Source organism: Priestia sp. TSO9 (genome assembly GCF_021029645.1).
GTDB lineage: Bacteria > Bacillota > Bacilli > Bacillales > Bacillaceae_H > Priestia > Priestia megaterium_E.
This window is the reverse complement of record NZ_JAJEKD010000013.1, coordinates 1,011,823-1,024,921: the sequence shown is the minus strand read 5'-3', so window position 1 is coordinate 1,024,921 and position 13,099 is coordinate 1,011,823. Positions and strand designations below refer to the sequence as shown.

13 protein-coding genes are annotated in these 13,099 nt (G+C 38.5%); 10 read left to right on the top strand and 3 right to left on the bottom strand.

The window, feature by feature from the left end; translation table 11 throughout:
• The first annotated feature begins 16 nt into the window (after positions 1 to 16).
• Positions 17 to 1,429 carry a glycolate oxidase subunit GlcD gene (glcD, locus tag LJC66_RS13415; protein ID WP_230932734.1) on the top strand — a complete coding sequence of 471 codons (1,413 nt, stop codon included), beginning with the start codon at positions 17 to 19 and terminating at the stop codon, positions 1,427 to 1,429.
• Positions 1,426 to 2,745 carry a (Fe-S)-binding protein gene (locus tag LJC66_RS13410; protein WP_230932733.1) on the top strand — a complete coding sequence of 440 codons (1,320 nt, stop codon included), beginning with the start codon at positions 1,426 to 1,428 and terminating at the stop codon, positions 2,743 to 2,745. The genes glcD and LJC66_RS13410 overlap by 4 nt, the downstream gene beginning before the upstream one ends.
• A gap of 27 nt (positions 2,746 to 2,772) precedes the next feature.
• Here the strand turns inward: LJC66_RS13410 and LJC66_RS13405 are convergent, their stop codons facing one another.
• Positions 2,773 to 3,777: an LLM class flavin-dependent oxidoreductase gene (locus LJC66_RS13405; protein WP_050690187.1), complete on the bottom strand. Its 1,005-nt coding sequence runs from the start codon at positions 3,775 to 3,777 to the stop codon at positions 2,773 to 2,775.
• A 234-nt stretch (positions 3,778 to 4,011) separates the two neighbouring features.
• Between LJC66_RS13405 and LJC66_RS13400 the strand changes: the two genes are divergently transcribed.
• The 4 genes from LJC66_RS13400 (at position 4,012) to LJC66_RS13385 (ending at position 7,184) form a co-directional block, all read left to right on the top strand.
• The gene (locus tag LJC66_RS13400; RefSeq protein ID WP_144634404.1) at positions 4,012 to 4,647 is read left to right on the top strand and encodes a DUF1796 family putative cysteine peptidase; all 636 of its coding nucleotides are present in this window, start codon (positions 4,012 to 4,014) and stop codon (positions 4,645 to 4,647) included.
• Between the two features lie 88 nt (positions 4,648 to 4,735).
• Positions 4,736 to 5,017, top strand: coding sequence for a hypothetical protein (locus tag LJC66_RS13395; protein ID WP_195696857.1), 282 nt, complete (start codon positions 4,736 to 4,738; stop codon positions 5,015 to 5,017).
• Positions 5,018 to 5,116: 99 nt separating this feature from the next.
• The gene (locus LJC66_RS13390; protein WP_013057340.1) at positions 5,117 to 5,521 is read left to right on the top strand and encodes a YkvA family protein; all 405 of its coding nucleotides are present in this window, start codon (positions 5,117 to 5,119) and stop codon (positions 5,519 to 5,521) included.
• 706 nt (positions 5,522 to 6,227) lie between these two features.
• Complete coding sequence (locus tag LJC66_RS13385; protein ID WP_025751675.1) at positions 6,228 to 7,184, top strand: AEC family transporter; 957 nt, start codon at positions 6,228 to 6,230, stop codon at positions 7,182 to 7,184.
• A gap of 70 nt (positions 7,185 to 7,254) precedes the next feature.
• Here LJC66_RS13385 and LJC66_RS13380 read toward each other — a convergent pair whose 3' ends face one another.
• Positions 7,255 to 8,124, bottom strand: coding sequence for a LysR family transcriptional regulator (locus LJC66_RS13380; protein WP_230932732.1), 870 nt, complete (start codon positions 8,122 to 8,124; stop codon positions 7,255 to 7,257).
• 113 nt (positions 8,125 to 8,237) lie between these two features.
• On the opposite strand from LJC66_RS13380, the gene LJC66_RS13375 reads away from it, so the two are divergent.
• The 4 genes from LJC66_RS13375 to LJC66_RS13360 are packed head-to-tail and all read left to right on the top strand — an operon-like array spanning position 8,238 to position 10,976.
• A complete protein-coding gene (locus LJC66_RS13375; RefSeq protein WP_195696859.1) occupies positions 8,238 to 8,819 on the top strand; it encodes a non-oxidative hydroxyarylic acid decarboxylases subunit B in 582 nt (193 codons plus the stop codon).
• Between the two features lie 2 nt (positions 8,820 to 8,821).
• The gene (locus tag LJC66_RS13370) at positions 8,822 to 10,243 is read left to right on the top strand and encodes a non-oxidative hydroxyarylic acid decarboxylases subunit C (RefSeq protein ID WP_230932731.1); all 1,422 of its coding nucleotides are present in this window, start codon (positions 8,822 to 8,824) and stop codon (positions 10,241 to 10,243) included.
• Between the two features lie 16 nt (positions 10,244 to 10,259).
• Positions 10,260 to 10,484 carry a non-oxidative hydroxyarylic acid decarboxylases subunit D gene (locus LJC66_RS13365; RefSeq protein ID WP_013083432.1) on the top strand — a complete coding sequence of 75 codons (225 nt, stop codon included), beginning with the start codon at positions 10,260 to 10,262 and terminating at the stop codon, positions 10,482 to 10,484.
• Between the two features lie 21 nt (positions 10,485 to 10,505).
• Entirely contained in the window at positions 10,506 to 10,976 is a 471-nt protein-coding gene (locus tag LJC66_RS13360; protein WP_230932730.1) for a hypothetical protein, read from the top strand.
• Positions 10,977 to 10,993: 17 nt separating this feature from the next.
• Here the strand turns inward: LJC66_RS13360 and LJC66_RS13355 are convergent, their stop codons facing one another.
• Positions 10,994 to 13,060, bottom strand: coding sequence for a helix-turn-helix domain-containing protein (locus LJC66_RS13355; RefSeq protein ID WP_230932729.1), 2,067 nt, complete (start codon positions 13,058 to 13,060; stop codon positions 10,994 to 10,996).
• Positions 13,061 to 13,099: the final 39 nt, after the last annotated feature.

Below are 13,099 nucleotides of genomic sequence, written 5' to 3'. Positions count from 1 at the left end.
TATAAGGAGGAACGTTATGCTTAATGAACGAACAAAAGCAAAGCTCATTGAAGTTGTAGGATCAGCCAATTTTCAAGATAGCAGTGAAGCAAGACTCGTGTATTCCTATGACGCAACACCTAACTTTCAGTCGCTTCCTGATGCGGTTATTATGCCTGAAAACAAAGAACAAGTGAAAAGAATTTTAACGATATGCAACGAAGATCACGTGCCCATTGTTCCAAGAGGTTCAGGTACAAATTTAAGCGCAGGAACGTGTCCCACGCAAGGAGGAATTGTTCTTACATTTAACCGAATGAATAAAATTTTGGGAATTGATGAAGAAAATTTAACCGCTACTGTACAGCCAGGTGTTATCACGTTAGACTTAATTAACGCCGTAGAGGCAAAAGGTTTATTTTATCCTCCTGATCCAAGCTCTATGAAAATATCAACCATTGGAGGAAACATTAATGAATGCTCAGGAGGATTACGAGGCTTAAAATACGGCGTAACAAAAGATTACGTTCTTGGTCTTGAAGTAGTTCTTGCAAACGGCGATTGTATTAAGACAGGAGGAAAGCTGGCTAAAGATGTAGCTGGCTACGATCTAACGAACTTGTTTGTCGGGTCTGAAGGAACGCTTGGCGTCGTGACAGAAGCCATTTTAAAGCTCATTCCAATACCTGAAACAAAACAAACTCTGCTCGCGCTGTTTGAAGACATGGACGCAGCTGCTAAGACGGTTTCAGCAATTATCGCCAATAAGATTATTCCGGCTACGCTTGAATTTTTAGATCAGCCGACGTGTGAAGTAGTAGAAGATTTTGCGCAAGTTGGGCTTCCAACTGATGTAAACGCTATCTTATTGATTGAACAAGATGGCCCGCCAGAAGTGGTGAAGCGCGATATTGAAATGATTTCACGCATCTGCAGCGAAGGAAACGCTGTATCGGTAAAAGTAGCGGCTTCGCAAGCAGAAGCAGAAGCGTTAAGTACAGCCAGAAGGTCAGCCCTTTCTGCTTTAGCACGGATGAAGCCAACGACCATTTTAGAAGACGCAACCGTTCCACGGTCTAAAATTAGTGAAATGGTCAAAGCAATTAATGAAATTGCTGTAACATATAACGTTAAGATCTGTACGTTTGGTCATGCGGGAGACGGAAACCTGCATCCGACTTGTTTAACAGATGCGCGTGACGAAGAAGAGCTTCACCGGGTTGAACAAGCTTTTGAAGCAATTTTTCATAAAGCCATTGAGCTCGGAGGAACGATTACAGGGGAACACGGAGTTGGAGAAATGAAAGCACCGTATTTGGCGTTGAAGATGGGCGGAGAAGGAGTAGCAGCGATGAAAGCAATTAAGTATGCTTTGGATCCGCAAGGAATTATGAATCCAGGGAAAATTTTTGCTAAAGACACGAGAAAAAGAGTGGTGGTTCGTTCATGACGGCAACAAAAGACATTCAGCAAGCGTTCAAAGAACGGTTAGATTATGACGAGTTAATGAATTGTATGAGATGCGGTTTTTGTTTGCCGAGCTGTCCGACGTATGGACAAACGAATCAATATGAAGCAGCGTCACCGCGCGGAAGAATTGCTTTGATGAAAGGAGTGGTAGACGGACTTATTGAACCTGATGAATCTGTTGAAAAGCAATTGAATCTTTGCCTTGGCTGCCGAGCGTGTGAGCCTGTTTGTCCTTCGGGTGTGAAGTACGGGCACTTATTAGAAGAAGCGCGTGATATTATTCAGCAGAAAAAACGACATAAATGGCCGGTAAAAGCGCTCAGGCATATGGTGTTTGAACAGCTTTTTCCCCATAAAGAACGATTAAAAAATGTACATTCTCTGCTTGCTTTCTATCAAAGAAGCGGCTTGCAAAAAGCTGTTCAAAAAACAAACATACTAAACGTTCTGCCCGGTAATTTAGCACAAATGGAAAAAACGCTTCCGCCTGTGCCAACAAAAAAAGAAATGAAGAAACGTCCTTTTTTATTTGAAGCAGAAGGAACAAGAGAGCGTACGGTTGCTTTTTTTACAGGGTGTTTAATGGATACGATGTTTATGGAGACAAACAACGCGACGATTGCACTTTTACAAAAAGCGGGGTGTAAGGTCGTTATACCAGAGGTGCAGACGTGCTGCGGCGCACTGCATGCGCACGGAGGAGAAAAAGATCAGGCAAAGAAGTTAGCGAAGCAAAATATTATGGCGTTTGAATCCATTCAAGCGGATGACATTGTTCTTAATGCAGGAGGCTGCGGTGCGCTGTTGGTAGAATACGATCATTTATTAAAAGATGAGCCGGAATGGAAAGAAAGAGCGGCGGCTTTTTGTGCCAAAGTCAAAGATTTTTCAGAGATTTTATTGCAGCAGCAGTTTGTGGAAAAACAAAAGTTATCGCTTTCAAGTCAAGTTATTACGTATCAAGACTCGTGTCATTTAAGAAACGTGATGAAAACGTCCAGCGCACCGAGAAAACTGATCCAAGCGATTAACGGAACGGTGTTTCATGAAATGGAAAATGCGGATCATTGCTGTGGCTCAGCCGGTATTTATAATCTAACGGAACAAGAGATGTCTATGCAAATTTTAGATTATAAAATGGAAAAAGTGAAAGAAGCCCATGCCCATACGATTGTAACAGCGAACCCGGGCTGTCTTATTCAAATGAAGCTAGGGGTAGTCAGAGAAGGAGTAGAAGAAAGTGTAAGGGCCGTTCATCTTGCAGATTTACTTCTTGAAGCAGTAGAAAGCAAATAAAAAGGCCGGACACGTCCGGCCTTTTTATTATTTGAACAGCTGAGAAACAATTTCGTACGAACGAAGGCGAGCTTTGTGATCGTAAATTTGAGCGTTAATCATCAGTTCATCTGCTTCTGTTTCTTCAATAAACTGTTCCAGCTTGACTTTAATCGTCTCAGGACTTCCGACAATAGAAGAGCCCAGCTGCTGTTGAAGAGAAGCTTTTTCAAAGTCAGTCCATAGTTCATCCATATTATCCACAGGAGCTTTTAGTTTACCCGGTGTGTTTCGAATTAAATTTAGAAACTGCTGCTGCATAGAAGTAGCCAAACGTTCAGCTTCTCTATCTGTATCAGCAGCGATTACGTTTACACCTAACATTGCATATGGTTTGTCTAACACGTCGGACGGCTTAAAATAACGGCGATACATGTTAAGAGCTGTCATTGTATTATTAGGCGAAAAGTGACTTGCAAATGAAAATGGCAAGCCTAGCTGTGCAGAAAGCTGTGCGCTAAAACCGCTTGAGCCAAGCAGCCAAATCGGAATATTTAAACCTTGACCTGGAACAGCTTTAACGCGCATCTGACTTTCTGAAGCTGGTTTAAAGTATTCTTGCAGTTCAGCCAGCTGTTCTGGGAAGTCACTGCCGTCGCTTCTGCGGTCGCGTCGCAGCGCTTGTGCTGTCAGCTGATCTGTCCCTGGCGCTCTTCCTAAGCCTAAATCAATACGTCCTGGAAATAGTGATTCAAGCGTGCCAAAATGCTCAGCAATAACAAGCGGAGAATGGTTAGGAAGCATAATCCCTCCAGAGCCTACGCGAATGCGTGACGTGCCTGCAGCTACATGACCAATTACAACGGATGTAGCGGAGCTTGCGATACCTGTCATATTATGATGCTCAGCTAGCCAATAGCGGTTATACCCCCATTTTTCAGCGTGCTGAGCTAAATCTAATGTATTTCTAAGTGAGTCAGATACGGTTCCTCCTTCAACTACAGGAGAAAGATCTAATACGGAAATCGGAATATTTTTTAATGCTTTACTCATCAATTTCATCTTCTTTCTTTAAAGACTTCATAGGCCTTGTTATTTCAATGGAATACAAGTATTTTAACAATAATCTTTCGAGTTCCAAAATATTTTGCTTCGGTTATTTTCCTTTACGTTATTGTTCTTTATTTACATAAGCTTTTGAGAAACAAAAAGCTTGTACGGTATAAGGCAGAAGCCGCCTCTTTCTATAAAAAGCTGTCATATTTTATAGTAGAAGGGAGGATGAATATGGTTACTTTAAATGAACTAAAAAGCAAGCAGTACGATATGATATACAGTTTAGGCTATAACTGTTTTCCAGGGATATACATGAAAAAACATTCTTTGCGAAAACAAGCCGGCGTGATTGATTGGTGTATTAGCATTTCTCTTTCTCATGTTAACCAGCTGTTGAAAAATCGCTGTAAAGACTTATTTGTATATGAACACTTAACCTATATCAGTTCTTTCGGAGATGGTTCCACGCTTAGACTGCGTGATCAGGTGTATCAAATTGATTCTGCTCATGATTTTCCGTCGTCTATTAATACAGAGACTAACTGGCTTTCATATAATGAAGTCAAAGAAAAATATGAACGGAGAACGGAGCGATTTTTAACGTCGATGGAGACCAGTTCTTGTATACTGTTTATTCGCATGGGCGGAACGTATGAAGAAGCGAAAGAATTAGAGCATATTTTAAAGGGAATGGTCAAAAACGATTTCTATATACTGCTGCTGACAAACAGTGAAAAAGAACTTTTGTCCGAAGCTAACTGGGACTTGCCTTATACATGTGTTTTACATGCACCTATTTTTTCAATGGACGTGCTGCGCGATGATAAAGTATGGGAAGAGCTCTTAAGCGGGCTTGTTATAAAATAAAAGAAACTCTTTTTGTTTAATACGAGAATGAAAAAGCTCGTTTTTTTCATAGACTTTGTTATATCTGTGTATCAAAGGAGATGAAAAGATGGAGTCCAATGTGCGGAAGGTGATAAAAGAAATTGTATTGCTGCTGCTAGAACAAGACCAGCGCTGGAATGAGTATCTAGTACAGCTGGAGGATTTGAAAATACAAGTGGATTTGAATAGTTCCGCATATGAAGTTCTGAGAAAGATGACGGGTAATTACGAAGTGCTGCTTGAACATATGGATCTCATTCAGCAGTTTGAAAATCATTCTAAAAGTGAAACGGCGCTGAATGACTTAGTTACTATCGTTATGAAGCATTACTCATTAAAAAATTCATAAGCCTGCTTTGTGCAGGTTTATGGAGTTTAAGCTCTCAATGGAATTCGGTAGAGATAATCGTTTATAATAAGTACATATGGTGATGAAAGGGTGATCGATATGGAAGAGAAACAAGAAATTGTACCCGTTCGGACAGAGGAAACAGCCAAATATTATTCGGAAGAAAAATTTTGGGACAAGCTTAAAAAGTTTGGTAAAAAAGCGGGAGCAAACGTTGTTTATGCTGTATTACTTTTATACTATACGCTGCAAAAACCTGATATTCCCCCAAAAGCAAAAGCAGTCATTATAGGAGCGTTAGGTTATTTTATTCTTCCTTTAGATTTAATTCCGGACTTTGCAGCAGGAGTTGGATTTACAGATGATTTAGGAGCTCTGGGGCTTGCATTGATTCAAGTTGCCATGTACATTGATGAAGGTGTTAAACTGAAAGCAAAGGAAAAAATTAAAACGTGGTTTTCAGAAGAACACAATTTTTCCATTATTGATGCTAAAATAAAGTAACGTTATGATCTACATGTAATTATTAAATAAAGTAAGCAAAAGAAGGTGATAGATGAATCATCTTCTTTTTAATCGATAATATACAGGTCTTTTTGACTACTTTAATCCGTTTTATGTAAAAAAAACAGGATTAAAATATTTTTTTCACTAAAAGTTTAAGCAATGTAATTGAATAATTCCCCTACAAATGTTAAGTTAAAACATGTTCATAAATTCGTCACAGAAAGCAATATACAAATAAGTAAGATTGTTTGTAAAAACTTTGTGAAATTATGGAACTTTTTAACTGAGAGTTTCAAACTCTTAGAGATTCTTCCTCATCAATCAGAAGTAGCTTTCTTTCGTCACAAGATTAAGCATCTTTCATTTGAAGGTGTTTTTTTTCAGCCTAAGTAAGCCAACAACATGATTGTATGACAAGTTTTTGCTAAGGTTGTAGAGTTACTGTATTGTATGACAAGTTTTGTGTGATTTGATTTAACTAAATGAACAGCTTCGAAGTAAATAAATGATTGCAGAAAAACAAAGTCCATGCGTTTTCATGAACCATTATACGTTACTTCATATTTGTAGAGATGTTTAGCAAAAAGGGAGATGAATGGCCTGACGTAAACAATATCCATAGACAAGCCTTAGAAGATAATTATCTTTCTAAGAAAGCAAATTTATATGATTGATTCTAATCTAAACAATGGAGTGTTCAAAAATGGAAATTAGTCAAATCTTTATTATTTTAACCCCAATCTTTTTCGTTATTTTGCTAGGTTATTTAGCAGGGTATTTCAAAAAGTTTGATGCAACAACATCTAAAGGGTTAAATACGCTTGTAACAAAATTTGCGTTACCTGCACATCTATTCGTTGGTATTACAACAACATCAAAACAAACGCTTATTGAAAAATGGCCGTTTTTATTAGCATTAGTTCTTGGTATTATTGGATTTTATGTTCTTTTCTTACTTGTTGCAAAATATGTATTCAAATACTCACTAACAGGCGCGTCTATGTTCTCTTTAAACTCTACGCAGCCAACGTTTGCGTTTATGGGTATTCCCGTATTAGGTAGCTTGTTTGGCGCGGATGTAGTAGCAATTCCAATCGCCATTACGGGTATTGTAGTAAATGCGATGCTTGATCCTTTGGCAACTATTATTGGTACGGTTGGACAACGCGAAAGAAGTGAAGGGGATTCAGAAGAAAGCTTATTTAAAGTAACGATTAAATCAATCTTACACGGTCTTTCTGAACCATTAGCTTGTGTTCCGTTAATCGCAGTAGTATTAGTATTATGTGGATTCCAATCTCCAGATTTATTATCAAGCAGTTTAAATCAAATTGGCTCAATTACATCAGGTGCGGCTCTATTCGCAGTTGGGGTAACAATTGGTATTCGTAAAATTCAATTTAGCCCATCGGCATTTGGTATTGCGATTTTGAAAGTGGCTATTCAGCCGCTTGTAATGTTAGGAATTGCAACAGCAATGGGTCTATCATCAGCTGACATCGTAAAATTAGTATTATTAGTAGCGTTCCCAGGTTCAGCTGTAGCAGCGATGATTTCAGTTCGCTTTGACAGCTTAGCTGGTGAAACAGCTTCAGCATTCGTACTTAGTGCCATTATGTCACTTGTTACATTACCGCTGTTAATTTCTTGGTTAATGTAATCACATATATGGATATAAAACAAAAAAAGGCTTTGCTAAAATAGCAAAGCCTTTTTTTGTGCATCTATATTTAAAAAAGCTTTAAAAATTCTTGAGCGATTTTGGGAAGATAACTGTCGGTACGCCACGTAACTAAAGGCTCAATTACAAATGGATTATCTTCTATGTTTAAAATTTTAATATGTTCTAGTGAAAAAGAAGATAGCATCGAATAAGGAACAACAGCAGCACCGAGGCCGCGACATACTAAATTAAGAAGCATCGCTGAGTCGTGGCATTCGCATAAAATGTTAGGTGTTATATCCGTCTTTTCAAATTCCTTTATAATGCGATTGTATATGCTTATTTCCCGATTTGAACGAAGAAGAATGAGAGGGAGAGAAGCAATTTCAGCGACTGAAATCTTTTCTGATGTATAACCACTTTCTTTGGGAACGGCTACAACAAAAACATCTGGTGCAAGTGTTTTTGCTTTGACATGTTTATAAGGTAAGTCAGTAGTAGTGACTGCTACATCGATTTTTCCTTCCGTTAATAATTCGTTTAAGTGAGCTGGTTCGTTTTCATAGATGTTAAATGTGCTGTTTGGATACTGTTTTTGAATAAGAGTTAGCTTATCGAGAACCGTTGATGCACAGTAGATCGTACATCCGATTTCAAGCTTTTCATTTGTTGCGTTTTTACATTCCTGTACTTCCAATACTGATTTTTCGACCCTTTGCACAATTTCTTTCGCTCGTTTTAAAAAAAGCTCTCCTTCTGCCGTTAACAATAAGCGCTTGTTATTATTTCGTTCAAAAAGCAAAAGACCTAGCTCATTTTCGAGCTGTTTTAGCTGCCTGCTTAAAGGAGGCTGAGCCATATGCAGGCGCTTTGCTGCTTTGGTCACATTTAATTCTTCAGCTATGACAATAAAATAATGCAGCTGTCTTAATTCCACTTTATTCAACTCCATACTTTAAAGGTATTATTATATATTTTATCAATATTTTAATTGTATGGAAAATGAGTGTAAAGTTAAATGTGTAATCAAAGCAGAGAGGAGAAAGAGAAATGAAAATAGCTGTAGGAATCACAGGAGCCACGGGAGCTATTCTAGGTATTCGAATTTTAGAGCTTTTGAAGAAGGCTTCTGTTGAAACGCATTTAGTTATGTCGACTTGGGCTCATGCCACAATTAAGTTGGAAACACCGTATAGCGTTCAGCAAGTAGAAGCGCTAGCAGATTATTGTTATTCATATCAAGACCAAGCAGCAAAAATTTCAAGCGGTTCTTTTCGTATAGATGGAATGATTGTTAGTCCTTGCAGCATGAAAACATTAGCATCTATTCGAATGGGACTGGCAGATAACTTAATAGCGAGAACGGCAGATGTGATGTTAAAAGAAAGAAAGCCACTGGTGCTACTTCCTCGAGAAACGCCTTTGAATACGATTCATTTAGAAAACATGCTGGATCTTTCAAAAATGGGCGCTATCCTTGTGCCTCCTATGCCAGCATTTTATAACAAGCCTGAAACGATTGATGATCTTGTCACTCATATTGCTGTTCGAACGTTAGATCAATTAGGGATTGAGCTTCCTGAGGCAAAAAGATGGAATGGAATTAAACATTTATCACAAGGAGGAAAATAAACATGGCTTATAAAGACTTTAGAGATTTCCTTAATACGCTACATAAAGAAGGGCAGCTACTGACAATTACGGATGAAGTGCAGCCTGATCCAGATTTAGGTTCAGCAGGTCAAGCCATCAGTAATTTAGGCGACCAAACGCCGGGATTATTATTTACCAATATTTATGGGTACACCAACGCAAAGGTAGCCCTAAACGTAATGGGTTCTTGGTCAAATCACGCATTAATGATGGGAATGCCTAAATCAACTCCTGTAAAAGAACAGTTCTTTGAGTTTGCTCAGAGATATGAAAAATTTCCTGTTAAAGTAAAAAGAGAAGAAACAGCGCCATTTCATGAGTGTGAAATTAAAGATGATATTAACTTATTCGACCTTTTGCCGTTGTTTCGCTTGAATCAAGGAGACGGAGGCTACTATCTAGATAAAGCGTGCGTTATTTCTCGTGATCAGCATGATAAGGAGAACTTTGGCAAGCAAAACGTAGGTATATATCGTATGCAGGTTAAAGGGAAAGACCGTCTAGGCATTCAACCTGTGCCGCAGCATGATATTGCCATTCACTTGAAACAAGCCGAAGAAAAAGGTGAAAACCTCCCTGTATCAATTGCTTTAGGATGTGAACCTGCGATTGTCACAGCAGCTGCTACGCCGCTTCATTACGATCAATCAGAGTATGAAATGGCAGGAGCTATTCAAGGTGAGCCATACAGAATTGTGAAGTCTCAGCTTTCTGATTTAGATGTACCTTGGGGAGCAGAAGTGATTTTAGAGGGGGAAATTATAGCTGGGGAACGTGAATATGAAGGTCCTTTTGGCGAATTTACAGGTCATTACTCCGGTGGCAGAAGCATGCCTGTTATAAAAATCAATCGTGTATACCATCGCAAAGATCCTATTTTTGAAAGTCTCTATATCGGTATGCCTTGGACAGAAACAGATTATTTAATTGGAATCAATACAAGCGTTCCTTTATATCAGCAGCTAAAAGAAGCATATCCTGAAGAGATTGAAGCGGTGAACGCGATGTATACTCATGGTCTCGTTGCTATCATTTCAACGAAAAGCCGATACGGAGGGTTTGCTAAGGCGGTTGGTATGAGGGCATTGACTACGCCGCATGGATTAGGATATTGCAAGTTAGTTATTGTAGTAGACGAAGATGTGGATCCGTTTAATTTACCGCAAGTCATGTGGGCGCTATCGACAAAAATGCACCCAAAACATGATGTTATAATCGTGCCTAATCTTTCAGTTCTGCCACTTGATCCAGGATCTGAGCCGGCTGGTATTACAGATAAAATGATCTTGGATGCTACAACACCGGTTGCACCTGAAACAAGAGGCCACTATTCTCAGCCTTTAGATACACCACTTGAAACTGAAAAATGGGAAAAAATCTTAACGAATATGATGCAAAAGTAAATAAGGAGGAATCGACATGCATACTTGTCCAAGATGTGAAGCCAAACAAGCGAACTTAGTATCTAAATCACCAGTTGAAGGAGCCTGGGAGATTTACTTATGCAACGTGTGTTTGTTTACCTGGCGTTCTTCTGAACCTGAGACGATCACCAATCCTGAAAAATACCCTCGACCATTTAAAGTCAATCCAAAAGACGTACCGCTGGCAACGCACGTGCCTCCTGTGCCACCCCGATCTTAATCAGCAAAGGTGGTAAGTAAAATGAATAAAGCAGAGCTGCCAAGAGCCGTGCGGGTATTTTTAAATGGAAAAGATCTAGAAAGGAAACAGCATGATGCGATGCTGCTATCTACAGTGACATCCGAGGGTTTTCCTCATGTAGCAATGATTAGCGCAGGAGAGCTGGTAGCTATTAGCTCTTCACGCGTCAAGCTGTTAGTATGGAAAGATACAACGTCTTCAACAAACATGATACAGAATCATAAGGCAACAGTTACATTAGTTATTGAAGGAAAAGCTTATTACATTAAATTTTTGCTAAAAAAAGAACCTCCTGTGTTATCAGGCTATGAGCTATTTTCGGGAGAAGTAGCCGCTGTTAAAGAAGATTACGCAAAATATGCAGTTTTAACATCAGGAATTCAATTTCAGCTTCATGATTCCAAAGAGGTACTGAGCCGCTGGAAGCAATCAATTGAGGCTGTTCTTTCTCCTGAAAAAACCGATTCTTAAAAATAAGAATCGGTTTTTTAGCTGTAGTGGAATTTTTTTAAATAGCATGCTAGCTGAACTTTTAATAGATGTTCACTGTTTGTAAATGATATGTTCATTTTTTCCTCAACTTTTTTCAACCGCTGATAGAGTGTATTAACATGAATATGAAGCTGTTTAGCTGTAAGTGAAGCCGAGCGGTTATTATCGAAATACGCTTCTAGCGTTTGCTCTAAAGGTTCATCGTTTGAATGATTGTTCTTAAGAGGGAGAAATACTTCATCAATAAAGGTTTTGACTTCTTCTTTTGATTGATTAATAAATAGCCGATTAATTCCTATTTCCTCATACAACATGCATCCATCTTGCTGCTGAGACAGAAGGTAAGAGACAGCTTTTTCAGCTTCGCTATAACTTTTTCCTATTTGAGTAAAGTGAGAATAACGACTTCCAACCCCTATTTTCACATGACATTCATTGTAGTAACGCCATTTTGAGAGTAAATCCTCTAATTGTTTGATAATAGCATGATGTTTTTCATAAGGGTCAAGCGTAAATACAATGGTTACTTTGGTGTCGAATCCGTATACGACCGGTGCTTTTGAGCTGAAAACCGATTTGATGTCAGATACAAGGCGATGAAGGTGCAAGTTTAAGAGCTGCAGGTCCGCTTGTGAACGAATGGTAATGAGAGCGACTAGAATATGCTTTTTTGTATCAATGTTTAGCTCATTTGCTTTTTGATACAGCAAAGTGGTGTCATAACACGATAAGTATTCACTGAATAATTCATGTGTGCGCTTGTAAAATAAATCAACTAACGTTTGTTTTTTCAGCATTTCTAGTGCAATAACAGAGCTGCTTTGTTCGAGTGCCACTTGATCTAGAGAGGAAAGATCTCCTTGATGTGCCTGCATAATAAGTAACCCTAAGAGCGTGTCAATGCCGTGTATGGGGTGAATATAAACACTGTTTGCCTCAATAGTATAAAAACAAGGCTTTGTATGTGAAAGAAAATGTGTGTGGAATTCAGCTGTTTTTGTGTCTATATCAAAGAATTTCAAGAAGCCATAGGTCTTATTATCAACAAAATCTACAATGGTGACAGGAGATGTAACCATTCGGCGCAATTCGGTAAGTATTGGTTCAATTCCTTTACTTTGAAGTGAAACATTCATGAAGGTGCGATGGATTTGATCGCGGCGTATTAAAAGTTCATTTTGTTTTTTTACATCTTCAAAAAGCGCTGAGTTTAAGAGAGCAATCGATACTTGATCGGAAAAGCTTTCTAACAATTCTTTATCCTCTGCATTTAAAAGAGGGGTTGTACCATTTTGATAAATAATGAGTACGCATACCGTCTGTTCTTCCATACAAATGGGGACAGAAATAATAGATTGAATGTTTGTAAACGTATAGGACTGATTAAGATAATGAATATTATTGTCAGTCATAGTAGAAGAATCGCGTAATATATCTTTTAAGTTCGTATACATATAGCTTTTATTATGCTGAAATGTCTTTCCAATAATTCCTTCGCCAACTTTCATTTTCATGTTTTGAATTTCATTGTTTGGCCCCCCGGACCAGGCGCGAGGCAAAAGAAATTGAGTGGAAGAATCAAACATCCACAGCACGCCCATATCCGCAACAGAAATAACTGAAAGAGCATTTTCAAGAATTCTTGTTAATAGATAATCTGAGTCTTGTAAAAGTGAAATTTCCTTAATGCTTTTCATAAGCACGTTTAAAATGTGCTCATGCCGCTCCAGCTTTTTTTGCAGCACATAAGGAGAAAAGGTAGCCGATAGCTGTTTTATTTGTGGGGGTGTCCAGTCGTGCTTAGCAAATATGCGAACAACAAACGCATAGCGATTTGGAAAGGACAAGTAAATTTCCTCGAACTCTTCATATGCCATATGCTTTTGAAAGGAATCACTGCCGTTATGTAGGCTAGTGGGAGGAGGGTAAGTCAGGGATGAACATGAAGAACTGGAAAAAATCACGTTAAAATTTGCAGAATCAATACTTGTCCAAATTTGATAAGGACTATTTTTGATAATAGATGTAAGATAACCTTTCATATTAGCTAATAAATCACTCATGTTAACAACCCCTTATAGACTACTTAATGTAAAAAAATA

Excerpts from the sequence above, each read along its gene's own strand:
- LJC66_RS13410 (WP_230932733.1), top strand. The coding sequence starts at position 1,426 with ATGACGGCAACAAAAGACATTCAGCAAGCGTTCAAAGAACGGTTAGAT.
- LJC66_RS13355 (WP_230932729.1), bottom strand. The coding sequence starts at position 13,060 with ATGAGTGATTTATTAGCTAATATGAAAGGTTATCTTACATCTATTATC.
- LJC66_RS13400 (WP_144634404.1), top strand. The coding sequence starts at position 4,012 with ATGGTTACTTTAAATGAACTAAAAAGCAAGCAGTACGATATGATATAC.
- LJC66_RS13405 (WP_050690187.1), bottom strand. The coding sequence starts at position 3,777 with ATGAGTAAAGCATTAAAAAATATTCCGATTTCCGTATTAGATCTTTCT.
- LJC66_RS13385 (WP_025751675.1), top strand. The coding sequence starts at position 6,228 with ATGGAAATTAGTCAAATCTTTATTATTTTAACCCCAATCTTTTTCGTT.
- LJC66_RS13370 (WP_230932731.1), top strand. The coding sequence starts at position 8,822 with ATGGCTTATAAAGACTTTAGAGATTTCCTTAATACGCTACATAAAGAA.
- LJC66_RS13390 (WP_013057340.1), top strand. The coding sequence starts at position 5,117 with ATGGAAGAGAAACAAGAAATTGTACCCGTTCGGACAGAGGAAACAGCC.
- LJC66_RS13365 (WP_013083432.1), top strand. The coding sequence starts at position 10,260 with ATGCATACTTGTCCAAGATGTGAAGCCAAACAAGCGAACTTAGTATCT.
- LJC66_RS13375 (WP_195696859.1), top strand. The coding sequence starts at position 8,238 with ATGAAAATAGCTGTAGGAATCACAGGAGCCACGGGAGCTATTCTAGGT.
- LJC66_RS13395 (WP_195696857.1), top strand. The coding sequence starts at position 4,736 with ATGGAGTCCAATGTGCGGAAGGTGATAAAAGAAATTGTATTGCTGCTG.
- glcD (WP_230932734.1), top strand. The coding sequence starts at position 17 with ATGCTTAATGAACGAACAAAAGCAAAGCTCATTGAAGTTGTAGGATCA.
- LJC66_RS13360 (WP_230932730.1), top strand. The coding sequence starts at position 10,506 with ATGAATAAAGCAGAGCTGCCAAGAGCCGTGCGGGTATTTTTAAATGGA.